The following is a 22,884-nucleotide window of genomic DNA, read 5'->3' as shown; positions in this document are numbered from 1 at the left end:
GACACTCAGGCGGCTAGACTACTCGGCCAGTTCGCCGACGCTGACGATGCCCCGGTCGGCCAGCTGGACGGGGCGTTCATCGTCACGGGTCCAGGCGGCCATGGAGCCGTCGTACATGGTGACGTTCTCCAGCCCGCCGATCTCGCTGAGCTGAAACCAGCCGCTGGCGGCCCAGTGACCGGTGTTGCAGAAGGCCACGGTGGGCGCCTCGGGGTCGAGCCCAAGGTCGTCGATGCGAGCCTTCAGCGAGTCCGGCTGCAGGTAGTAGGCGCCGTCGCGCTCTTCAAAGCTGCCATCATGGGGCAGGTTTACCGAACCCGGGATGGTGCCCGGCACGCGGGCGGCGGGTGACTGAGTCTGACCCTTGTAGAAGGCCGGCGGGCGGGCATCCACCAGTTGTTCGTCTGCCTCACGGGCCGTTACCACCTCCTCGGTGGTGGCCAGTAGCGATTCGCGCAGACTGCCCTCGAAGGAAGCGGCGTCCGGGGCCTTCACCGGTCCGCTGGCTACCTTATGACCCTGCTGCTCCCAGCCGGCAAAGCCGCCATTGAGAATCGTTACCTCGTCGTGCCCCAAGGCCTTGAAGGTCCAGTAGATGCGGGCGGCACTGCCGAAGTCGGTGGGTCCGGTGCCGGCCGGGACCACGACCACGGTGTCGTCGTTGTCGATGCCCAGGCCCCCGATTAGCGCCTCGAGGTCACCGACCGCAGGCATCAGGCCGGCGACCCCGTCACGCTCCTCGCGCCAGCCAGCATCGGTATAGCTGCTGTAGCGGCTGCCGGGGATGCGGGCGGCCTCGAAGCTCGCCCGGTCGCCGCCGTCATCGATGGCGGAGCGTACGTCCAACACGACCAGTTCGTCACCGTCGAGCTGACCCTCGAGCCATGCGGCATCGACCAGGGGAGAGGGATGCAGGGCGTAGGCATGACCGGACAGGGCCAGGGTGCCGGCGGCCAGTAACAGGGTGCGTCTCATGATAGATCCTCCTTCATAAGTAGTGTCTCGATGCTAGGCGGGCCCTTCCAGCGGGGCAATCTGCCGCCAAGAACTCTTCTTGAGCCAAATATTCTGTAAATGAATAAAAAGCGGCGCGGTTATCCCCGGCGCCGATGGAAGAGGGCAGATGCATTCAGCCCTGCCAGGCATGGCCGGAAAAGGCCTCGTCGAGTTCGGGATGGTTGACGTGGTTGGAATAGTTGGAGAGCGTCTTGACCGCCAGGGCCAGCACGATCTGCAGCACCTGCTGCTCCTCGAAACCGGCGTCGAGGAACGCCTTGACGTCGGCCTGGCGGGGCATGCCACGACTCTCGAACATCACCTTGGTGAACTCGGCGAGGGCCGCGAGGCGTTCGTCGGGAATCGGCTGGTCGTTGCGAATCGCTTCGATCACCTCGGCCGGTACCTGGGACATCTTCTCGGCGAGCATGCTGTGGGCCGACATGCAGTAGTCGCAGCCGTTGAGGCGACTAATGGTCAGGAACACCACTTCCTGTTCGGGGGGCGCAAAGCCGGAATCCTCGCGAAACAATTCATAGCCGTGCAGGTAGGTGTCCAGCACCCCCGGTGCCTTGGCCATGCCCGCGTACATGTTGGGCACGAAGCCCAGCTTGGCGTTGGCTTGCTCGAGCAGCGGCTTGGCCTTGGCGTCGGCATTCTCGAGGGTCTGGGGCGCGAGTTGCATCTGATAGTCGGCGGACATGGGGTGTGCCTCCTTCGTGGTCGTGGGTACTGCTATTGCGCCATTTATGGATCGATCGTTCCATAAATGGCAAAAAAGGGGAGGATCAGCGTCGCAGGCCGTCCAGGAGCAGCTCTACCGCCTGGCCGGCCTGCTCGGCATCCGCGCCACTTTTCAGCAAGGTCCTGAGCCCGGCCATGCCCATCGTCAGGTAGCTGGCCAGGGCGCGAGTGTCCTGCTCCGGGGCGATGTCACCTGCTGCCTGCGCCTGGTCCAGCGCCCGTTGAAACAGCGCGGTGATGGCGGCAATGCTCTGGCGGGCGTGCTGTGCAGGCAGGTCGCTGCGCTGACCGAGTTCGCTCGCCGAATTGAAGATCAGGCATCCCAGGGCGGCGCGCTCGCTGTCGGCTTCCCCTGCCGTCTCGCGAAAGAGACCTTCCAGAAAGACCATGGCCGAGGGCGCCGCCTCGAGACGACGCCCCAGTCGTCCCACCAACGCATCGCGATAGCGTCGCAGTGACTCCAGGAACAGCTGCTCCTTGTTGCCGAACGCCTGGTAGAGGCTGCTGCGCGAGAGGCGCATGGCCTCGAGAAGGTCACGGGTCGAAGCGTTGGCGTAGCCTCGCGCCCAGAAAACCTGCATGGCGGCGTTGGCAGCCTCGTCCGGGCTGAAGGCGATGGGGCGTCCTCGTGTCATGCCGTCAATTTAGTATCGATCGTTCCACAAATCAAATCCGCGACAGATCGCGTTCCGGTTGCTATCGCTGTAAGGAGCGTGTCAGCACGACGACACAGTAAGTACGCAACAATAACCACAAGCCAATCACGATAGCCGGAGAGGAGATGCCGAGCATGACCGAGCCGCATTCGCCGACAAGACGCTTCTGGCTGGGGGGCAAGCGAGCCGATGAGCAGGACCGATTCTTCCGCGAGGCCCTCGAGCCCCTGGGCTGGGAGGTCGGCGACGAGCATGACTGGGACGCCGGCTGGATCACTGGCATGCCGGATGCCGCGCAGTTCCGTCGGGTCTCGCCGATGCGCAAGATGAATCACTTCCCGGGCAATGCGGCGCTGACCGTCAAGAGCCGCCTCCATGACAGTCTCGCCACGCTTCGCGAGCGCATCCACGAGAGCCATGGTGCCGACCATACCCTTGCCCGGCGGTTGGCGTTCTTCCCCCGTGCCTACGTGATGCCTGGCGACTACCACGCGCTGCAGGAGGCTGCCCTGGCCAATCCGGACCAGCGCTGGATACTCAAGCCCACCAATGCCTCCAAAGGCAAGGGGGTGCGGGTGCTGAAAGATGTCGCCGAGGCACCGCTCGCCCAGGACTGGCTGGTCCAGGAGTATCTGGCCAATCCCCATACCATCCGCGGCCACAAGTATGTCCTGCGGCTCTACGTACTGATCGCCTCGCTCGAACCGCTGCGCGTCTACCTCTACCGCCAGGGTTTCGCCAAGCTGGCTTCGGAGCCCTGGGACCCCGAGGATGCCGATAACCCCTACAGCCAGCTGACCAACCCGGATATCAACGCCCTGAACACTCGTGCCGAGGTGCCGGTGGAGTTTATCGACCTCGACCGTTACCGGGCCTGGCTGCGCGATCAGGGGCACGACGACGCCCGGCTCTTCGAGCGGATCGAGGACTTGGTCGCTCTGACTACGATTTCCGCCGTGGACGCCATGCGCAGCCGCACGGCAAAGGCCGGCGCCGACCCGCGGGGTTGCTACGAGCTGTTGGGGCTCGATTGCCTGGTGGACGATACCCTCAAGCCCTGGATACTCGAGTGCAATCTTAGCCCGTCGCTGGGCATCTGCGCCGCGCCGGAGACAGGAGGGCGCATCGAGGCGGCGGTCAAGGGCGGGTTGGTGCATGACCTGGTATCGCTGGTCGATATTCCCGGGCAAGCCAAGGCCCAGTCGACCTCGAGCGGCCAGGGTCAGGACGCTACCGCGCGGCTGGTCGCCGAGGCCAGGGCCGAGCAGGCCCGCGCCGGTGGCTTCCTACCCGTGCTGCCGGCCGCCGAGCCAGAACGCTACCTGCCCTACTTCACGCTACTCAGCCTGGCCGACCTGCAATTGGCCGAGGGACTGGCCAATCGCCCCTTGCCGCGGCCAAGGTTGCAACGGCGCCACGTGGCGGAGCTTTTCAATGAAGAGCTTTTCGAGGAGGAGCGCCTTGCGCTCTACGCCACCCGCAGCGGCCGTTACTACCGGCCCAACGATACGGCGGCGCTGATCTGGCTGCTGGCCACCGAAGGGCTTGACCCGGATGCCATCGCCGATGAGCTGGCGCGTGCCACCGCCGAGACGGGTACCCCACCGGACGCCGCGGCACTACGTCGCGATGTCTGGACCACGCTGGGCGACTGGTGTCGTGAAGGCCTGCTCTGCCAGCAGGGCGACCCATCGGCGCCGAAGTCGATAGCGCCCGAGACCCGCGTGGCGCCAGCAAAGGCGTTTACCTCGAGGCCTGCCATGCAGCTGAGCCTCGACGGCCGACACTGGGCGCTGGAAGTCGCCAGCGGCCCTGCCGAGGTACGCCTGGCGAAGCTCTTGGCGGGGACTCTTGCGCCGCTGGATGAGTCAGGTGACGAGACGGTGAGCCGGCTGCCGCGCCTGGCCGTGCTGCGCGAGAAGGCGGGTTACGCCTTGGCCGACGAAGGCCGGCTCGTCGCCTCGCGGCTGACACTGGCGCAGCTGGTCCCAGTCCTGCTGGGGCATCTGATTCGCCAGGCCCCGATGCCGGGACGTCCGGTCATCGACGCCAGCCTGCTGATTACGCCATGTGGTGCTGGGGTGCTCTGTCTGCTCCCCGAGGGGGAGGCGAGTCGCACCGTGCTGGAGCGACTGGTATCGGCATCGAGAGGAGGGCTGACCCGCGGCGTGTGCCTTGACCTGTCAGACCCGGTAACAGCCGACCCGCTGGGGTTTCCCCTGCCGGGCGTCGGTTACGCTGCTTCGGCGGCATTGCCGACAACCGCGACAGTCCGAGGAATCCTGGTGCCTTCCAGCGAGACTGCCGATGCCGTCCTCACGCCCGTTACCACGCTGGAGGTCCTCGGTGCCCTGTTGCCACGTTGCCTCACCGCCGAAGGCGAGGCGCTTGATGCCGAGGACGTGTCGACCCTGGGCGAGTGGGTCGCTGGGCTCGAGCGTCTCGCCGTGGCGCTCGGTGGGGACGCGCCGTCGTCCGCCTCGCTGGCCGAGTGGCTGTCTACAAACATCGAACCCGCTATCTGGAGCACGGAATCCGCCTTGGTCATGGCCAGGGGGTGACGGGGTGCACGAGCAGATGGCGATGTCGCTCCAAGGGGCATCGTCGATGAAGAAGCCGGCGCCACTTGGCCGACTTCACTGCACGACGACATGCGAGGCATGTCGCTCATGGTTTATCGAGGAGGTCATGATCATGACACTGCAAGACGAGAAGCGTCGTAGCCTGCTGGGTCGGCTCAGCCGCCAGCTGGGGTATACGGCACCCGCGCTGCTGTTGGCCGCCAGTGGGGCGGCCTTCCAGGCCGTGGCCAGTGAGACGCCCGCCGATGCGAGTTTTTCCAACAGCTACACCAACGGTCAGGAAGCTCCCCTGATGCTTGCTGAGGCCCATGAAGAGAAGGCCGAAGGCGAGGGTGAAGCAGAAGGTGAGGGTGAAGGCGAAGGTGAGGGTGAAGGCGAAGGTGAGGGTGAAGCGGAAGGTGAGGGCGAAGCCGAGGGTTGAGCTAAGCCTGTGAAAGTCGACAAGGCAAGGCCGGGCCGGACACCATGCATGCCGGCCTGGTCTTCCCCGTACCGTCTCCCATAACCGGACCCAACAGGACATCTGCCATGTCACGTCATCCCTCCAGGCCATCCCCTTGCCCGTCGGGGCTCATCGAGGAGAACCTTCTGGCGCTTGCCCATCTGCGAGGCATGCTCGACGATCTTGCCCCCGATACCTATCGGCAAGCCTTCGGCGACTACGGACGTCATACCCTCGGCAAGCACGTTCGCCACATCATCGACCATTATGACGCCCTGCTCGATGGCCTCGAGAAGGGCGACCAGGTCATCGACTACGAGCAGCGCCGTCGCGACGAGGCTCTCGAGCGTTGGCCGCAGCAAGCCGCGCGCCATCTGGCCGGCATCGAGGCAAGGCTGTCGTCGATGGTCAGCGGGCGGTCGCTGGATGCGCTGACCCTGGGCTATCACCTGGGCGAGGATATTCTCTCCGTGTCGTCCAGCTTGGCCCGCGAGCTGGCCTTCCTGACCAGCCACACCATTCACCATATGGCGATCATCGCCTTGCTGGCGCAGCAGGCCGGCATTCAACTGCCCGAAGCGTTCGGCGTGCATCCCTCCACCCTGCGTCACTGGCAGGGAGAATCTGCCGAACAGGTTCAACTCTCGCTGAGGACAGCCTGATGACGCGCAGGATACTGTCGACCTGGCTGCTGGCGCTGATGCTGGCTGTTCCAGCGGTCGCCGACACCCGCTGGCCCGATCAGGGATGGCAAGTGACCCCCACCTCGCTGGCCTATGACGAGCTGCTGGAGGTCTTGCGGGAGGCAGTCGAGGCCGAGGGGATGTTTGTGGTCACCGAGGCCGGACCCACCGAGGCCGCCGCAAACCGCGGGGTCACCCTCCCCGGCAACCGGGTCGTCGGCGTGTTTCGCAACGACTATGCCGTGCGAATCCTGCGGCTGAGCGTCCCGGCGATGATCGAAGCTCCCATGCGCTTCTATGTCACCGAAAATGACGATGGCAGCGCCACGCTCTCCTGGAAGACGCCGAGTCATCTGCTCGACCCCTACGTGGATGAGGCCGGAGAGGAGCTGGGTGCTATTGCCCGCGACCTGGACGCTCTGTTTGACGCCATTGCACAGCGGGTCACCGAGACCATGAAGTAGTCGCTTTTCACCCGATATTTCGGCGGCGCCTTGCCCCTCGATCGCGCCTCGAGAACGTCGCGGCCACCGCGTTCGACGAGTCGATATTCGGTCTCGTCCGCGAAGGAGCGGGTGGGCCAGTCGTGCATCTCGCGCGCCGAGAAGGTCGCCGCCTCGAGAGGGGCCGCAATACACGCCAAGGAGATGACGGGCAGGGCAAGAACGACAAGGTGAAAGCCAGGCAAGGGGCAACGCCTTGCCCGGATGCATGGGAGCTTCATGAGTCGCTTCGTGCCTCGTCCGTGTCATCGCTGGCGGGGGACTTGTGCTGGCCGGCCTTGTGGAGCAGCGCAAACTGCCTGTTACACTCCCGGCAGGCGCCACACATCGAGAGGTGTAACCGCAGCGACAGCCTTTCCTGGAATCTCAGTGGGCGATCCTGCTTCAAGGACATCAGGCGGGTCGCCTCTTTGCACATCATCATGACGCCGTCTCCTTTAGCCAGCCTTTCTCTATGCAGGCCCTGAGCCGAAGCCGGGCGCGATGCAGTATCACCCAGCAGTTGTTCTCCTTGATGCCGAGCTCACGGCAGATGTCCTCGGTGGAAAGGCCCATCAGCTCGCGCAGGGAAAACACCCTGGCGGCGCTGTCCGGCAGGGCGATCATGCAGGCATCGAAGACCCGCCAGAAGTGCTCGTTCTCGAAGGCCGCCTCGGGTTCTCCCCAACTCGAGGGCCGAGCATCTTTCTGCCACCGCCCGTTCTGCTGGAACTGCCGCTCGATGGCCTCGTCATCCCCCTCGTCCTCGAGCGGCTGCCATGTGCCCTGGCGCTTCTGGGCGCGCATGGCGTCGAGGATCTTGTACTTGAGGATGCCGAAGACCCAGGTCTCGTAGCCCGAGCGTCCGGCAAAGCTTCCGTCCTTCTCCAAGGCCGCCGCCAGGGCTTCCTGAACGGCATCCTCGGCCCGCGAGAGGTCCCGCAGGTGCATCAAAGCAAAGGAAACCAGCCGGGGGCGTACCTCCGTCAGGCGCCGATGGTGCGCCTCGGATGCGTCTTGGGTCACGGGATGGCACCTCCAATCTGGGGTTGTCGGTCGATGTCGGCGAGGCGCGAAAGATCTTCCGGACGGTCGACGTCCCATACCACGGCCGGGCAGGCAAGCTGCCAGTCCAGCGCGGCGACGCGTCGTCGGGTCTGCACCATCACCCGGTCCGTGCCCCAATCGATGCCCGCGAACAGCCGCGCCTCGGGGCGGTTCAAGCCGACCAGGGCAAATCCGCCATCCTCGGCCGGCAGAAAGACGGCGTCTACCGACGCCAGCTCGGCCCGGCAGCGTCGCAGCAGTGTCGGTGTGAGGACCGGACAGTCGCTGCCGATCAAAAGCCCCGGTTCGCCCATGGCCTGCAGGGCGTGATGCATGCGCTCCCCCAGGTCGGCCTCGGGCTGGGCGCGAAGGGTGACGCCGTGTCGGCCGGCGAGTGTCAGAAACAGCGGGTGGGCATGATCCAGTGCCGTCCACAGGGTGATGCGTCGGGGTGAGGTCGTCGCCAGGGCAATCGCCAAGGTATGGCGCAGCAATCTTTCATGAAGTCGGCAGGCACCCTCGGCCCCCAGGGTCGGTATCAGCCGGGTCTTGACCTTGCCCGGTATCGGCGCCTTGGCCAGTATCGCCAGTGGCAGGTCATCGCGGACGTCAGCGCACATGGCGATACTCCTGGGCCAGTTTATCCGCAGGCTCGCCTCGCCAGTAGCGCCAGCGCAGCCGCCACATCAGCAGCATGGTCCGCCAGGCTCCCTGTCGCTCCCAGCGCCTTCCCGAGCTCGTCGCCTTCGCGCGCAGGCAGGCCGGCGGCGACAGTCGCTTTAGTCGACGCGACATCTCGATGTCTTCCATCAGCGGCTGGGCGGGGAAGCCGCCGACGGCTTGGAAGGCCTCGCGGGTCATGAACATCGCCTGGTCGCCGGTGGCGATGCCAGTGAGTCGCGAGCGCAGGTTCATGGCAGCGCCAATCAAGGGCAGCAACGGATGGCGCCCGGTCAGGCGGACATCGAAGCGTCCCCAGTAGCGCTTACCCGCGAGGGCCTTGGCGACAAGAGCCATGGCATCAGGCGGCAGGCGAGTATCGGCATGCAGAAACAGCAGGTGTTCGCCGTGACTGGCCTCGCCCCCGGCATTCATCTGGCTGGCCCGACCCTTCGGTGCCGAGAGGCAATGGCAGGCCCCTTCCCGGGCGATGGCCAGAGTGGCGTCGCGACTGCCGCCGTCGACAAGCACCACCTCGGCACCGGCTGTGCGCAAGGGGGCCAGGCTTGCCAGCAACGCTGGAAGCTGGTCGGCCTCGTCGAGTGCCGGAATGATGATATCGAGCCGCGGTGGTGGCATGTCGTTGTCGGCCTTGAGGTTGTTGTCAAGTTGAGTCGTCGTCCAGGAGCACACCTTACAGTCATTGCCCAGTCATTCCCCTTTGCGCGATCGGCTTCAATGCATAATGCTGATTAACACATACATCGGGAGATTCCCTCATGCACAGGTTCCGCCTTCTTGTGAGCACTCTAGCGATAGGGACGCTGCTGGCCGTGCCACAGGCGCTGTTCGCGCAATCCTCGGGCATCGAGTCGCGCACCAGTCAGCATGACATCGATCAGGTCGACGAGCGGTTGCGTACCGCACTGGACTATCGCGGCATGATCCTGGTCACGGTGATCGATCACGCGGCCAATGCCGGCAAGGTCGACCTTTCACTGCCATCCACACGAACTTTCGTGTTCGGCAATCCCGAGGTGGGCACCCCGATGATGCAGTGCCAGGGCAGCCTGGCCCTCGACCTGCCGCAGAAGATGGTTATCCGCGAGACGGACGAAGGCACCCGGTTGGAGTGGAACCATCCCGACTACCTCGCCGAGCGTCATGGGTTGGGAGACTGTGACCTGCCGCTGGACAAGGTGGCCGGCGCCCTCGAAAGCATCGCGACCGAGGCGGCTGGCGACTGAGCGACGCCCACGCAATGTGGATGATCCTGTTCGACCAATGAGTGAGTTTAACAATGTCTCAACCGCTCAATGCGACAGCTCGATCACACGGCCGCCGGCATCCTCGGCGTCTTCGCGGTCGTGGGTGACCAGCAGGCTGGGCAGGCCGGCCTCGCGCAGGCGGTCGAACACCAGCTGGCGCATCTCGTGGCGTAGGTGGGTGTCGAGCTTCGAGAAGGGTTCGTCGAGCAGTACCGCACAAGGCGTCGACAGCAGCAGGCGCATCAGCGCCACCCGGGCCTTTTGACCGCCGGAAAGCGTGGCCGGGTCGCGATCGCCGAAGCCGGCGAGGCCAATGTTCTCCAGCGCTTTCTCGACCCGAGCGGCCTTGTCGGCGGTGGCTCGAGGCATGCCGAAGCGCAGGTTGCCGGCCACCGAGAGATGGGGAAAGAGCAGCGGGTCCTGAAACAGCAGGCCGATGCCGCGCCGCTCGGCCGGCAGGGCGCTGATATCGCGACTGTCCAGCAGCACCTGTCCCCCGGCCCGGAAAGTCGGTGCCAGGAAGCCGGCGAGATAGGCGAGCAGGGTCGACTTGCCCGAGCCGGAAGGACCCATGACGGTGAGAACCTCGCCGGGGCCGATGTGGGCGTTGAGCTCCACCAGAGGTTTGCCGTCCAGGCGGATGTCAATGTCACGTAGTTCGAGTCGATGGGTGATGGTCATGGGGCTCCCTGCATGCCGCGGCGATTCGACCAAAGCAATTTCGGCAGGCCGATCGCGATGATGAAGCCCGCCAGCGGCAGACAGGCCTGAACCAGTGCCCAGACGCCGATCACCCGACGGTTACCGCCGGCGGCCAATGATACCGCCTCGGTGGTGACGGTGGTCACGCGTCCGGCCCCCAGCAGTTGGGTGGGCAGATACTGGCCGATGCTCACCGCCAACCCCACGGCCATCGCGGTGAGCATCGGCGCCAACAGCATCGGCAGGCGCACCCGCCAGAAGACCGTATTGCGCGTGGCCCCCAGCGTCAGCGCCAGCTGTGACCAGCGTGGGTCGAAGCGGCGGTAGGCCTCCGAAAGCGAGAGGAACACGTAAGGCAGCACGAACAGCAGGTGACCGAAGACGATCAGACCATGAGTCGGTCGAGTACCCAGCTGCTCCATCACCACCACCAGACCAAACAGAAAGGCGATCTGCGGGACGATCAGCGGCAGGTAAAGCAGCCAAAGCGCCCGCGAGGGGTATCGGCCGGTGCGCTGCTCGTTTTCCAGCGCCCCCAGGGCCAGGGTAGTCGCGAGCAGCGTCGCGACCACGGCGATCAGCGCTGTCGAGGCGATCGGCCCTTCGAGGGAGGGAAGCGCCTGAGCCCAGTGACTGGCCGTTAAGCTGCCCGGCAGGGCATCGGGAAAGCGCCAGAAGCCGGCGACGGAATGGATCGCCAGGCCGCCGATGCCGACGAAGGCAACTGCCGTGACCAGCAGAATCCACAGTTTGCCGGCGACGCGCAGCCCCGTCTCGCCCTGACGCCGTCCGCCGCGGGCGATCCAGATACCCATCAGCCTGGCCACGAGCCGTTCCAGCCCCCACCAGATCGCCAACGCCGTGGCGGTCACGCCGAGCTGCAGAATCGCCCCGGCCGAGGCCATGAAACGCATGTCGAGGTCGGGATCGCTGAACCAAGTGAGTATCGAGACGGAAAGCGTGGGGGGCAGGGTGGGGCCGAGGATCATCGCCACATCCACCACCGACGAGGCGTAGGCGATCACCGCGAATACCGGCAGGCGAATCAGCGGATAGAGCGACGGGGCGACGACCTTCCACCAGGCCAGCGTCGGGCGATAACCCAGCGAGCGGGCCATGGCCACCCGGCGTTCGGGGTCGAGCTGGGGCAGGGCCGCCAAGCTCATCAGCAGCAGGAAGGGAATCTCCTTGACCACCAGCCCCGCGATCAAGGACAACCCCCAGGGATCCTGAACGATCAAAAGATCCGGTGGACGCTCCCAGCCGGTCAGCCCCGGCGAGGCAAGCCGTGCGATCAGCCCCGACGGGGCGATCAGGAAGGCCAGCCCGAAAGCCGCGGCGGCATGGGGAATGGAGAGCAGCGGCGAGACCAGCCGCCGTATCCAACGATCGAACCGGCTGCCGGTCACGGCGGCCAGGTAGAGCAGCACCACCGCCAGCGACACGGCGGTGGCGACGAGTCCGCTGGCGAGGCTGACCGCGACCGAGTGCCAGATCCCCGGCTGGGCGAACAGCGCCCGCCAAGGGTCGAGCGAGACGCTGTCTCCCCCCAGCGCCGGCAGGTAACCGAAGGCCGGCAACATCGCCATGGCCAGGCCGGCCAGAATTGGCGCGACCAACAGGATGACGAGCAGCACGGGCGCCAGGCGCAGCATTATTCAGCGTGCCTCATGCCTGGGCGCCGTGGGGGTTGATCATCGCCATCAGTTGCCGATATAGCGAGCTTGCCAGGCGTCCTGCAGGGCCGTCATCCAGCTGGGGTGCGGCTCGGGCAGCGTCCGTTGCAAGGCATCCGCCGGCAGCATCGCCGGGTTGTCCTGATCCAGCGCGAACAGGGCTTGGTGTTCGTCATCGAGGCGGCCGACGTCAAGCACGGTATGGTCCCCCCAGACGGCGAGGTCCTGCTTGTGCGCTTGAGCTTCGGGCGAAAGCAGAAAGTTGGCCACTACCATGGCGCCGGCCTTGTGAGGCGAATTATAGGGAATGGCCACGAAGTGCACGTTGCCCAGTGTACCGCCGTCCGGCACGTAGCTGCGCGTGCTGGGTGGCAGCTCGTAGTCGGCCACCGCCGCGGCCGGCTCAGAAGGAGTGAAGGTGAAGGCCAACGCCAGTTCACCGTCGCCCATCAGGCTGCGCATCTCGGGTCCGGTGGCGGGGAACTGGCGACCGCTGCGCCACAGGTGGGGGTGAAGTGCGTCCAGATAGTCCCACAGCGGGGCAGTGACGGCCGCGAAGTCGCTCTCCTCGACCGGGGCGTAGAGCGCCGCGTCCTCGTCGGTCAGCGCGATCAAGGCCTGCTTGAGGAAGGTGCTGCCGGTGAAGTCGGGAATCCGCGGGTAGGTGAAGCGTCCGGGGTTGGCCTCGGCCCAATCGAGCAGTTCGACGATGCTGTCAGGTGGCGAGTCGACCGTCTCGCTATCGTAGTAGAAAGTGATCTGCGCCCGGCCCCAGGGCGACTCGTAGCCCTCGGTAGGCAGGGTGAAGTCGGTGACGACTTCGGGGTTGTGCTCGGGGTAGGTAAGCGCGAAGTTCGGCAACGCCTCGGCGAAGGGGCCGAACAGCAGATCGTTGGCCTTCATAGCGGCGAAGTTCTCGCCGTTGATCCAGACCAGGTCGACATTGCCGTCGTCATGGTTGCCGGCCTGCTTCTCGGCCAGTACCCGGGAGACCGCCTCGGCGGTGTCGCCCATCTTGACGTGGGTGAGTTCGATATCGAACTGCGCCTCGACCCGCTCGGCCACCCAGTCGATATAGTCGTTGGTTCGTTGCTCGCCGGCCCAGGCATACCAGTACACCGTCTGGCCGCGGGCTTCGTTGAGTACAGCCTCCCAATTGTCCGGGTCGGGAGCGGCCTGCAGGCCCGTGGTGGTGAGCAGTAGTGCCGGCAGGGCGGCGCTGAACCTGGATGAAAACGCGCGCATCGCTGGGTTCCTTCTTCGTCAGGGAATATTCATTGAAGTGGTCGTCAAGGGGTATCAGCGGCGAGGGCGCTTGCCAGCGCGCGAAACTCCTTGCGGACATGCTCGATGGCGGCCGCAGAAAGATAATGGTCGACCCGGTCACGGACATGGGCGATCAGCGCGTCATCGCTCAACTCGGCGGACCAGTCCTCGCCGCGGGCTTTGGCATCCCGGGCGCGAAGATGACTGGCTCGCCACTTCGCGCACCAGGTCAGTGACCACAGCCACATGGCTCGCCGGCATGCCAGCAGCATGGCGGCGTCGCCCTCGAAGCCACTCGCGGCGATCCAGTGCCGGTAGAAGCCCGCTACCTCGGCGGGCGTCAGCACCGCGCTACTGTGAAGGTCCCACGTCGTGGAGGTATACAGGCTGGCATGGGCCAGGTCGAAGCCGGGCAGGCCATAGCGGCATTTCTCCAGGTCCACCAGCACCGCACGGCCTGACTCGGTGATCAGGAAGTTGCCGGGGTGGGCATCGAAGCTGATCAGCCGCGGTGCGGCGTCGGGCCCGGGAGGCAGCCGTTCGGGCAGAGCGATCAGTTCGGTCTCGATCAGCTGTCTGGCGTCGGCATCCAGCTCGGCCTGATCGAGAAAGCTGGCCTGATCCCTCACCTCGTCGAGCATCGCTGCCCACGGATCGGCCGGCGACAGCAGCGGCGGGCGCGCCTCGGCGTCAGGTACGTCGAGCACATGGAAGCTGGCCAGCGCCTCGGCGATGGCGGGAAGGTCCTCCGGCAATCGCGCCTGGCGACCCCGGATGGCGCTGACCAATAGTCCACCGCGCGGCAGCTCTGGACCGGGCGGAAGGATCCCATGCAGGGCAGGGGCGTGACCGCCCTGGCTGGCGCGCACAAAGCAGGCCGCCTGATAGTCGAGGTTGGCGGCGGGGTCGAGTCGCATCTGGCTCTGCTTGGGCAGTCTTGCCACCCAGTCGATCTGTTCGCGCGCAAGCCACACGTGGTGATGGGCGAGGCCCGTATCGGCCATGGGGTGCATTGCCTGTATGCCTTCGTCATGGCCCGCCCGGGCCAGTGCCATGGCGAGCGGACGACACAGGTCTTGCAGGGCCTGCGACGCGGCAGGGCGAGCGGCGGTATTCGACATGACGCTCCTCGGTGTATGGGCTGTTGGTTGTCCATGGTCGCACGTGGCGTGATTTCCTTACATTGCCAAGGCATGACCTTGCCGATGGCGCCATCAGAATCGTCACATGCCGAGCGATTGGTATCGCAACGTGTTGTAAGCCCTCTTCGCTATGGCCGACAGAAAAGAGACCGCCGAGGTAAAGCGTAATGACACGGCGGAATAACAAGATCCATCCCGATCCCATCGGAACGGGGTCACCACGGAGGTAAAAATCATGTCACAGCATGACGAGAAACGCCGCAAGCTCCTCGGCCGCCTGAATCGACCGCTTGCCTATTCGGCGCCCCTGCTCGCCCTGGTGGCCGGCGGCGCCATCCTGCAGGCCACGGCAAGCGACTCGTCGACGCAGTTGGAAATGACGCCGGTATCCAAGACATCGCTGCTGCTGGCCAGCAATCATGCCGAAGCCGAGGCGCAGGGCGAAGCGGAAGGTGAAGCTGAGGCTGAGGCAGAAGCAGAAGCAGAAGGAGATGCCTGGGCTGAAGGAGAAGCGGAAGGAGAGGGAGAGGCGGAAGGAGAGGGAGAGGCGGAAGGAGAGGGAGAGGCGGAAGGAGACGCCGAGGGAGGGCCGAACGCTGGGGTGGCAAGACCCGACGACTACTCGCCGGACTACAGCGAGACCGGCGGCAATCCGAGGGAGATGCTGGCCCGTGGCAAGGCGCTTTATTCCGACACCACCTTGAGCACCAATGGCTTGTCCTGCGCCACCTGTCACGGCAGCGAGGGCAGCGATACCGGATACAACGCGACCTTCCAGCAGCCCTTCCCTCATCGGGTGGCGATGGCCGATGACCAGTTCGGCATGTCGGAAGTGCATGCCGACGAGATGGTCCAGGTCTGCATGGTCGCGCCGATGGCGGCTGAGCCGCTGGAATGGGGCGGCGAAGAGCTGACCTCGCTGGCTGCCTATATGGTGGAGGTACAGAAACGCTTTGCCGGCGAGCCGCACGATCTATGAGGCAAGGGCTTTGAGACAGGTCTCGCGAGCGAAGCGTCGCCCGACCCGGCGCGCGCAGGCTGTTGCTGCATTCGGGTCCACTGCCTAGGCTGATAGCGGCAATGACCGAACTGCTGTGCCCTGTCGCGACTCTCAGGGAAAGCAGCCGCAGGGTGGGCACGAAATGACGAATCCACGCCGGACGCATCCACGCCGGACGAATCTATATCACAGGGGCATGACCGGGCGAGTCGTGATGCTGGCAAGTCTGCTGTGTCTGGTGCTCGGCGCGTTTCTGGCCTGGCAGGCCCAGGCGCAGCAGGGGGAGCGGCTGGCGCTGGTCATGACGGTCGACGATGCCATCGGCCCCGCCATCAGCGATTACTTTACGCGAGGCCTGTCGCTGGCCGAAGAACGCGAAGCGGAAATCGTGGTCGTGGCGATGGACACGCCGGGGGGCTTGGATGCCTCGATGCGCACCATGATTCGCGCCATGCTTACCGCCAGCGTGCCGGTTGCCATTTATGTCTCGCCGGCGGGGAGCCGCGCGGCCAGTGCCGGGACCTACCTGCTGTATGCCAGCCATGTGGCGGCGATGGCACCCGCCACCCATCTGGGATCGGCGACACCGGTGCAGTTGGGCGGTGGTGGCCTGCCGGGGCTTGAGGAAGAACAGGACGAAGGCAGGGGCGATGACGGGCAACCGCCTGCCCAGGACAGCGAAGCGGATGAAGGCGCAGGGGAGGAAACAGAGGGGGAGGAAGCAGAGGGGGAGGAAGCAGGGGGAGAAGACGCCGAGCAGACAGCTCCCCCACGCCGGGGTGAGACCGCCATGGAGCGCAAGGTGCTCGAGGACGCCGTCGCCTATATCCGCTCGTTGGCCCAGCGCCATGACCGTAACGCCGACTGGGCCGAGCAGGCGGTGCGCGAGGCGGTCAACCTCACCGCCCGAGAAGCGCTGGAGCAAGACGTCATAGATGTCGTCGCCCGTGATGTCGAGGACTTGCTGACGCAGATCGACGGGCGCCGCGTGGTGATGGACCAGGGCGAGCGGACCCTGGCGACGACCGAGCTTACCATCGAGCGTCTCGACCCGGACTGGCGCACCAAACTACTTGCCGTGATTACCAACCCCAATGTGGCCTATTTCCTGATGATCATCGGCTTCTATGGGCTGATCTTCGAGCTGTCCAGCCCGGGGAGCCTGATTCCCGGCACCATCGGCATCATCTGTCTGCTGCTGGCGCTTTTCGCCTTCCAGTTGCTGCCGATCAACTACGCCGGCCTGGCGCTGATCCTGGTGGGGCTCGGGCTGATTGTGGGCGAAGCGTTGATGCCCAGTTTCGGCATATTGGGCATCGGCGGCATCGTCGCCTTCGTGATCGGATCGGTGATTCTAATGGATGCAGAAAACCTGCGTATCTCGTTGCCCATGATCGGAGGGATCGCGCTGCTGTCGGCGGGGCTCATGCTGTGGGTCGTGACTCGCTTCATCGGACTCCGGCGACAACCGGCGAAGACGGGGCAAGACGACATGGTGGGTAGCGAGGCCACGGCCGCGGAGGCGTTCGAGGAGCAGGGGCACGTGCGCCTGTTGGGCGAGCGCTGGAACGCCAGGAGCAGTGAACCGCTGCGTAAGGGCCAGGTGGTCAGGGTGACGGCCGTCGACGGGCTGACCCTGGTCGTCGAACCACTCGACAAGGCGCACTGAACAAGACGCACTGAGGCTTTGACAGGATTCCCGATGTCGGCACCTGCTGTCGTCGGACATAGCAAAGGAGAGCAAGCCATGTGGATTTCCTATCTCGTACCGATCGTCCTGCTGGTGATGCTGATCGCCGCCTCGATCCGCATCCTGCCCGAATACAAGCGCGGGGTGGTGTTCTTTCTCGGTCGCTTCCAGTCCGTGAAGGGGCCTGGCCTGATCATCATCATCCCCGGGATCCAGAAGATGGAAGTGGTTGACCTGCGCGTGATCACCATGGACGTGCCCGAGCAGGACGTCATCTCGCGAGATAATGTCACCGTCAAGGTCAATGCGGTGATCTATTTCCGCGTCGTCGACCCCGAAAAGGCCATCATCCAGGTCGAACACTTCGTCAATGCCACCAGCCAGTTGGCCCAGACCACGCTGCGCTCGGTGCTCGGCAAGCACGACCTGGACGAAATGCTGTCCGAGCGCGACAAGCTCAACGATGACATCCAGGAAATCATCGACGCCTCGGCCGAAGGCTGGGGGATCAAGGTCGCCAATGTCGAGATCAAGCATGTCGATCTGGACGAGAGCATGATTCGCGCTATCGCCCGCCAGGCAGAGGCCGAGCGTGAACGGCGGGCCAAGGTGATCCATGCCGAGGGTGAACTGCAGGCCTCACAGAAGCTCGTCGAGGCCGCTAACGTGATGTCCGAGAATTCTGCCGCACTGCAACTGCGCTATCTGCAGACCATGAGCGACATGAGCAATCGCAACGCCTCAACGATCGTCTTCCCGTTGCCCATGGACATCATGGAAGCCTTCAAGCACATGAAGGCCTCTCCTGCGGCCAGGGCCCGTACGGGCGGAGCCGCGCCGGGCGAAGGTGATGCCTCCTGACGCTTGCCTTTCCGGTCACGGCCATCCGGTCGTGGCCCTGAAGATGCAAGGCCCAGGGGATACAATGCCTAAGCGTGCAGGGCATCAATGTCTCTGCTAGACTCCCGCGCTCACTACGGGCCTGACCTTTCGTCTACCCAAAGCCCCGCCCCGAAGAGCAAGGGAACGACAGAACGTGACGACTCCCCTGACAGGGCTGGCCACGCCGCCCTAGCGCTACCTCCCTCCTTCGGCGATACCGCCTCGATGCGTCATCGCCTGGCATCCTTGTGATGCCTCCGGCGCCCCTGCGCGCCATTCTGCGCCCTGCATTTGCCTTGTATTGCCCCATGAATACGTCGTTGGCGACCGCATCTTCGCGCGCGTCTCCTCACTCCCCTGACTGGATCGCAGCATGTACGAAAAAATGAAACTGAGTTGGTTCTCCAACCTCAAGGGCGACACCCTGGCGGGTATCGTCGTGGCGTTGGCGCTGATCCCCGAGGCCATTGCCTTCTCGATCATCGCCGGCGTAGACCCCAAGGTCGGCCTTTACGCCTCTTTCGCCATCTGTGTGATCATCGCCTTCACCGGGGGGCGTTCGGGCATGATCTCGGCCGCCACCGGCGCCATGGCGCTGCTGATGATCACCCTGGTCAAAGAGCATGGGCTCGAGTATCTGCTCGCCGCGACCTTGCTCACCGGCGTGCTGCAGATCGTCGCCGGCTATCTCCGGCTCGCCGAGCTGATGCGCTTCGTCTCCCGCTCGGTGGTCACCGGCTTCGTCAATGCCCTGGCGATCCTGATCTTCATGGCGCAGCTGCCGGAACTGACGGGCGTGACCTGGCACGTCTACGCCATGACGCTGGCCGGCCTGGGCATCATCTACCTGTTCCCGTATGTGCCGGTGATCGGCAAGACCATCCCCTCGCCGCTGGTTTGCATCGTGGTGCTCACCGCCGTGTATTTGCTGACCGGGATGGAGATCAGAAGCGTGGGCGACATGGGCGAGCTGCCCGACAGCCTGCCGGTCTTCCTGTGGCCTGACGTGCCGCTCAACCTCGAGACGCTGCTGATTATCCTGCCCTATTCATTGATGCTCACCGTGGTCGGCCTGCTGGAGTCGATGATGACCGCCACCATTATCGACGACTTGACCGATACCAAGAGTGACAAGAACCGTGAGTGCAAGGGCCAGGGCATCGCCAATATTGGCGCCGGCCTGCTTGGCGGCATGGCGGGCTGCGCGATGATTGGCCAGTCCGTGATCAACATCAAGTCCGGAGGCCGCCGTCGCCTGTCGACCCTGATCGCCGGCGTGGCGTTGCTGCTGATGGTGGTGTTCCTCGCCGACTGGGTCTCGCAGATTCCCATGGCGGCCCTGGTGGCAGTCATGATCATGGTGGCCATCGGCACCTTCAGCTGGTCGTCGATCCGTGACCTCAAGAAGCACCCAATGAGCACCAATATGGTGATGGTGGCCACCGTAGTGGTGACCGTGGGCACCCACAACCTGGCCATCGGCGTCTTCGTCGGCGTGTTGTTCGCCGCCATGAACTTCGCCAACAAGGTCGGTAATATTCTCTATATCGGCTCCGAGGAAGCCAGCGATGGCAACCATCGTATCTACAAGGTCGTGGGGCAGGTATTCTTCGCCTCTTCCGAGCGTTTCGGCGAGGCCTTTGACTTCAAGGACACAGTCGAGAAGGTCACCATCGACCTGTCGCGTGCCCATTTCTGGGATATTACCGCCGTCCAGACCCTGGATCGCGTAGTGATCAAGTTCCGCCGCGAAGGAACCGAAGTGGAGCTGATCGGGCTCAACGAAGCCAGCGCCACGATCGTCGACCGTTATGCCGTACATGACGACCCGGCGGCCGTCGAGAAACTCATGGGAGGACACTGAGATGACAGATCAAGTAATGGCCGCCATCGACGGCTCGCAATTCTCCGAGGGGGTGTGCGACTACGCCGCCTGGGCCAGCCAGACACTGGATGCCCCGCTGACCTTCCTGCACGTGGTGGACAATCATCCGCAAACCGCCGAGGCGGACCTTTCCGGCAACATCGGCCTGGGCTCGCGCGAGCACCTGCTCGAAGAGCTGTCCCAGCTCGACGAGCAGCGCGCCAAGGTGGCGCAGGAACAGGGGCGGCTGATGCTCAAGGCGGCCAAGGAACGGGCAATGGAGAAGGGCGTGGCCGACCCCGCCACGCGTCAGCGCAACGGTACCCTGGTGGAGACCCTGGAAGAGCTCGAGCGCGATATCCGCCTGCTGGTGGTGGGCAAGCGCGGCGAGACCGCGCATCAGGCCAGTGAACACCTAGGGTCCAACCTGGAGCGGGTGGTGCGCACCCTGCATCGGCCGATCCTCATGGTGTCCGAGGCATTCCGTACGCCCACCAAGGTGATGCTTGCCTTTGACGGCAGCAAGACCACTCGCAAGGGGGTGGAGATGATGGCCAAGAGCCCGCTGTTCAACGGCATTCCCTGCCATGTCGTGATCGTCGGTGCGGAAACCGGCGACAACCGCTCCCAACTCGACTGGGCGCTGGCGACCCTGCGCGAGGCGGGCCACGAGGCTGAAGGAGCAATCCGCGCCGGCGAGGTCGAGGAGACCCTGCGGCGCTATCAGGAAGAGCACGGCATCGACATGCTGGTGATGGGCGCCTATGGCCACTCGCGGATTCGTCACCTGCTGGTCGGCAGCACCACCACCACGATGCTGCGCAAGGCGAGTGTGCCGGTGCTGCTGCTACGCTGAGCCTGTTAGATGCCTCTAGCCTCTGGGCTCGCCAGCACACCCTGGGCCAGTGCCCAGCCGGTGACGAGAAAGGCCAGCATGCCGGCGAGTATCAGCGTGAAGTCGGCCCCCAGGTCCAGTGCGACCCCGAGCAGCGCGGGCGCAAGGCCCGTTGCGAACACCATGCAGGCGCTGAGTGTGGCGCGCAGGGTGCCGAGATATTCGGCGCCCCAGAGCTTGACCAACAGACTGGTGGCGATGGACTCCTGCGAGCCGATCGCAAGTCCGCCACCCACCATCAGCGCCCAGACCCCAAGGTTGCCGCCCGCGGTGAGGGCGAGGAGCAGTGCCAGCGCGAAGGGCAGCAGGTAGCACTGCGCCATGCGGACCGGGCCCAGGCGATCGACCCAGCGTCCGCCCAGCAGCGCGCCGGGGAGCTTGGCCAGGCCCATGCCGGTCAGGGCCAGCGCGTATACGCTCAGCGAACTCCCCAGGTCCTCGGTCATGCGGGCCTGGTAGATGAAGAGCCCGGTCATGGTGATCGGCAGGATCATCAACAGCGGCAGCAGTTGCCAGAAACGCTTGTCGCGAAACGGGCGCGGGCCATCGCGGCGCTGCCCCCGTGTCGGACGTGTCCCCGGGGCCTTCGGCCAGGCGCCGCGCAACAGCAGCGGGACCCAGAGTACGCCAAGGGTCAGCGCGAACAGCCACCATAGTTCGCGCCAGCCGAGCCACACCAGCAGGGCGGCCATTAACGGGGGCAGCGCTATCTCCCCAAGCATGATCCCCATGCTGACCAGCCCCAGGGCCCGCCCACGCAAGGTGGTGAACTCCCGGCCTGCCAGGGTATTGCCCAGATGCGGCATCATTCCCTGACCGCACAGGCGTACCAGGCCCAGGCCGAGCAGGGCGGTCCACCACCAGGGCGTGAGCGTCAACAGCAGCATGCCGGAGAGCAGACCTCCGAGTATCGCCAGAGCGAAACGACGCGGCGGCACCCAGTCGATACTCGGGCCAATCCGCAGCACGATGAAACCGGCGATTAGCGTCACTACGGCATAGGCCATGCCGAACTGGCCGGCAGAAAGCCCCAGCCGCGCCGTGATGGGCACCTGAAAAAGGCCGATGAAAAAGCTCTGGCCCAGACTGGAGGTGAACATCGCCAGAAAGGCGATGCCCAGCAGGCCGCGATGATCGCGTATCAGGGTGCGGTAACCCATGAGGCGCTCCGTAGGCGTGACATTGCGTCGGTGGCAAGATAAATGCGGCGGGGAAGGCCCACCGCATAGGCATTCCGCTGAATAGAAGGCACACGTCGCGCGTCAGTGCCGTTCCAGGGCCGGGTAGCGGGTCTCCAGCAGACTGTCCTTGATCTTCTTGAGATGCTCGAGGAAGTCCTCGCCGCGACGCAGCGTCACGCCGGTGGCCAGCACATCGATCAGTGTCAGTTGAATCATCCGTGAGGTCATTGGCATGTAGTAGTCGGTGTCCTCGGGGGTATCGACTTCCAGCGTCTCGGTACACTCGCGAGCCAGCGGCGAGCCCGGCGCCGTGATGCCCAGTACCACGGCGCCGCTGTCACGGGCCAGACGAGCGATGTCGACCAGCTCGCGGGTGCGCCCGGTCCAGGAAATCACCACCACCACATCGCCGGTGCGGCAGGTCGAGGCCACCATGCGCTGCATCAGCACGTCGATATAGGCGGTCACCGGCAGGTTGAAGCGAAAGAACTTGTGCTGGGCGTCCTGGGCCACGGCCCCCGAGGCGCCGAGACCGAAGAAATGAACCTGCTTGGCCTGGATCAGGTAATCCACCACGCGCTCGATGCGCTGCGGGTCGGCCTGGCGCCGTGCCTCGTCCAGCGCGGCGATGGTCGCCCCGAAGATCTTCTGCGTGTAATCGGCGGCTCCGTCGTTGGGTTCCACGGCGCGGCTCACGTAGGGCGTGCCCCCGGCCAGGCTCTGGGCCAGCTTGATCTTGAAGTCGGGATACCCCTTGGCGAGAAAACTGCGACAGAAGCGGTTCACCGTGGGTTCGCTCACCGAGGCGGCCTGAGCCAGGGTGGCGATGCTCATGCTGGTGGCGGAGGTCGGGTCGGCGAGGATGACGTCGGCGACCTTGCGCTCGGAACGGTTGAGTTCCTCGAGGCGTTGGCGAATGCGGTCGAGCAAGTCATGACTGGCCATATGGCGTGCGATCTCCATGAAGCGTGGCGATGTAACAGCATTCACATAAGGTCGAAGGGGTGATGTAGTCATTTAACTACC

Annotated in this window: 23 protein-coding genes; 10 read left to right on the top strand and 13 right to left on the bottom strand. The window is 64.9% G+C overall.

The window, feature by feature from the left end; translation table 11 throughout:
* Positions 1-18 precede the first annotated feature (18 nt).
* From BM341_RS04280 to BM341_RS04270, 3 genes are all read right to left on the bottom strand, one after another.
* Positions 19-975, bottom strand: coding sequence for a sulfurtransferase (locus BM341_RS04280; RefSeq protein WP_089793239.1), 957 nt, complete (start codon positions 973-975; stop codon positions 19-21).
* A 154-nt stretch (positions 976-1,129) separates the two neighbouring features.
* On the bottom strand, positions 1,130-1,699 hold the full coding sequence (locus BM341_RS04275; protein ID WP_089793237.1) for a carboxymuconolactone decarboxylase family protein: 570 nt from the start codon (positions 1,697-1,699) through the stop codon (positions 1,130-1,132).
* An 85-nt stretch (positions 1,700-1,784) separates the two neighbouring features.
* Positions 1,785-2,375, bottom strand: a complete 591-nt coding sequence (locus tag BM341_RS04270; RefSeq protein ID WP_089793235.1) for a TetR/AcrR family transcriptional regulator — start codon at positions 2,373-2,375, stop codon at positions 1,785-1,787.
* 155 nt (positions 2,376-2,530) lie between these two features.
* On the opposite strand from BM341_RS04270, the gene BM341_RS04265 reads away from it, so the two are divergent.
* The 4 genes from BM341_RS04265 to BM341_RS04250 all read left to right on the top strand — a co-directional run bounded on the left by BM341_RS04265 (position 2,531) and on the right by BM341_RS04250 (position 6,567).
* The gene (locus BM341_RS04265) at positions 2,531-4,957 is read left to right on the top strand and encodes a PqqD family peptide modification chaperone (RefSeq protein ID WP_175507794.1); all 2,427 of its coding nucleotides are present in this window, start codon (positions 2,531-2,533) and stop codon (positions 4,955-4,957) included.
* A gap of 133 nt (positions 4,958-5,090) precedes the next feature.
* On the top strand, positions 5,091-5,399 hold the full coding sequence (locus BM341_RS19190; RefSeq protein ID WP_175507793.1) for a hypothetical protein: 309 nt from the start codon (positions 5,091-5,093) through the stop codon (positions 5,397-5,399).
* A gap of 107 nt (positions 5,400-5,506) precedes the next feature.
* Positions 5,507-6,082, top strand: coding sequence for a DinB family protein (locus BM341_RS04255; protein WP_175507792.1), 576 nt, complete (start codon positions 5,507-5,509; stop codon positions 6,080-6,082).
* Complete coding sequence (locus BM341_RS04250) at positions 6,082-6,567, top strand: DUF302 domain-containing protein (RefSeq protein ID WP_089793226.1); 486 nt, start codon at positions 6,082-6,084, stop codon at positions 6,565-6,567. Before BM341_RS04255 ends, BM341_RS04250 begins: the two co-directional genes overlap by 1 nt.
* Positions 6,568-6,823: 256 nt before the next feature.
* Here BM341_RS04250 and BM341_RS04245 read toward each other — a convergent pair whose 3' ends face one another.
* Genes BM341_RS04245 through BM341_RS04230 form a run of 4 tightly spaced genes read right to left on the bottom strand, consistent with a single transcriptional unit; the run spans position 6,824 to position 8,985 of the window.
* A complete protein-coding gene (locus tag BM341_RS04245) occupies positions 6,824-7,030 on the bottom strand; it encodes a zf-HC2 domain-containing protein (protein ID WP_089793225.1) in 207 nt (68 codons plus the stop codon).
* Positions 7,027-7,611 carry a sigma-70 family RNA polymerase sigma factor gene (locus tag BM341_RS04240; RefSeq protein WP_245784155.1) on the bottom strand — a complete coding sequence of 195 codons (585 nt, stop codon included), beginning with the start codon at positions 7,609-7,611 and terminating at the stop codon, positions 7,027-7,029. The genes BM341_RS04245 and BM341_RS04240 overlap by 4 nt, the downstream gene beginning before the upstream one ends.
* A complete protein-coding gene (locus tag BM341_RS04235) occupies positions 7,608-8,252 on the bottom strand; it encodes a TIGR04282 family arsenosugar biosynthesis glycosyltransferase (protein ID WP_089793221.1) in 645 nt (214 codons plus the stop codon). The genes BM341_RS04240 and BM341_RS04235 overlap by 4 nt, the downstream gene beginning before the upstream one ends.
* Positions 8,242-8,985: a TIGR04283 family arsenosugar biosynthesis glycosyltransferase gene (locus tag BM341_RS04230; RefSeq protein WP_342713862.1), complete on the bottom strand. Its 744-nt coding sequence runs from the start codon at positions 8,983-8,985 to the stop codon at positions 8,242-8,244. The genes BM341_RS04235 and BM341_RS04230 overlap by 11 nt, the downstream gene beginning before the upstream one ends.
* An 86-nt stretch (positions 8,986-9,071) precedes the next feature.
* On the opposite strand from BM341_RS04230, the gene BM341_RS04225 reads away from it, so the two are divergent.
* Positions 9,072-9,539 (top strand): DUF302 domain-containing protein, encoded by a 468-nt coding sequence (locus tag BM341_RS04225; RefSeq protein WP_089793220.1) that lies wholly within the window; start codon positions 9,072-9,074, stop codon positions 9,537-9,539.
* Between the two features lie 66 nt (positions 9,540-9,605).
* Here BM341_RS04225 and BM341_RS04220 read toward each other — a convergent pair whose 3' ends face one another.
* From BM341_RS04220 to BM341_RS04205, 4 genes are read right to left on the bottom strand one after another with little or no spacing between them, the layout of a single operon-like run.
* The gene (locus BM341_RS04220) at positions 9,606-10,241 is read right to left on the bottom strand and encodes an ATP-binding cassette domain-containing protein (protein ID WP_089793218.1); all 636 of its coding nucleotides are present in this window, start codon (positions 10,239-10,241) and stop codon (positions 9,606-9,608) included.
* The gene (locus BM341_RS04215) at positions 10,238-11,917 is read right to left on the bottom strand and encodes an ABC transporter permease (RefSeq protein WP_089793216.1); all 1,680 of its coding nucleotides are present in this window, start codon (positions 11,915-11,917) and stop codon (positions 10,238-10,240) included. Before BM341_RS04215 ends, BM341_RS04220 begins: the two co-directional genes overlap by 4 nt.
* Before the next feature lie 48 nt (positions 11,918-11,965).
* Complete coding sequence (locus BM341_RS04210) at positions 11,966-13,183, bottom strand: ABC transporter substrate-binding protein (RefSeq protein WP_089793214.1); 1,218 nt, start codon at positions 13,181-13,183, stop codon at positions 11,966-11,968.
* Between the two features lie 44 nt (positions 13,184-13,227).
* Positions 13,228-14,325 carry an aminoglycoside phosphotransferase family protein gene (locus tag BM341_RS04205; RefSeq protein ID WP_089793212.1) on the bottom strand — a complete coding sequence of 366 codons (1,098 nt, stop codon included), beginning with the start codon at positions 14,323-14,325 and terminating at the stop codon, positions 13,228-13,230.
* A 256-nt stretch (positions 14,326-14,581) separates the two neighbouring features.
* Between BM341_RS04205 and BM341_RS04200 the strand changes: the two genes are divergently transcribed.
* From BM341_RS04200 to BM341_RS04180, 5 genes are all read left to right on the top strand, one after another.
* Positions 14,582-15,325, top strand: a complete 744-nt coding sequence (locus BM341_RS04200) for a hypothetical protein (protein ID WP_089793210.1) — start codon at positions 14,582-14,584, stop codon at positions 15,323-15,325.
* A 235-nt stretch (positions 15,326-15,560) separates the two neighbouring features.
* Positions 15,561-17,015, top strand: a complete 1,455-nt coding sequence (locus tag BM341_RS04195) for an NfeD family protein (RefSeq protein WP_245784154.1) — start codon at positions 15,561-15,563, stop codon at positions 17,013-17,015.
* 78 nt (positions 17,016-17,093) lie between these two features.
* Positions 17,094-17,897 carry a slipin family protein gene (locus BM341_RS04190; protein ID WP_089793206.1) on the top strand — a complete coding sequence of 268 codons (804 nt, stop codon included), beginning with the start codon at positions 17,094-17,096 and terminating at the stop codon, positions 17,895-17,897.
* A gap of 394 nt (positions 17,898-18,291) precedes the next feature.
* Positions 18,292-19,782 (top strand): SulP family inorganic anion transporter, encoded by a 1,491-nt coding sequence (locus BM341_RS04185; RefSeq protein WP_089793204.1) that lies wholly within the window; start codon positions 18,292-18,294, stop codon positions 19,780-19,782.
* A gap of 1 nt (position 19,783) precedes the next feature.
* The gene (locus BM341_RS04180; protein ID WP_089793202.1) at positions 19,784-20,638 is read left to right on the top strand and encodes a universal stress protein; all 855 of its coding nucleotides are present in this window, start codon (positions 19,784-19,786) and stop codon (positions 20,636-20,638) included.
* Positions 20,639-20,643: 5 nt separating this feature from the next.
* Here the strand turns inward: BM341_RS04180 and BM341_RS04175 are convergent, their stop codons facing one another.
* Positions 20,644-21,837 carry an MFS transporter gene (locus tag BM341_RS04175; protein ID WP_089793201.1) on the bottom strand — a complete coding sequence of 398 codons (1,194 nt, stop codon included), beginning with the start codon at positions 21,835-21,837 and terminating at the stop codon, positions 20,644-20,646.
* A 102-nt stretch (positions 21,838-21,939) separates the two neighbouring features.
* On the bottom strand, positions 21,940-22,803 hold the full coding sequence (locus BM341_RS04170; RefSeq protein WP_089793199.1) for a MurR/RpiR family transcriptional regulator: 864 nt from the start codon (positions 22,801-22,803) through the stop codon (positions 21,940-21,942).
* Between the last annotated feature and the right edge of the window lie 81 nt (positions 22,804-22,884).

The organism is Halomonas korlensis (assembly GCF_900116705.1).
Taxonomy (GTDB): Bacteria; Pseudomonadota; Gammaproteobacteria; order Pseudomonadales; family Halomonadaceae; genus Halomonas; species Halomonas korlensis.
Note: the sequence above shows the minus strand (reverse complement) of the source record. Positions and strands in the feature narration are given on the sequence as shown.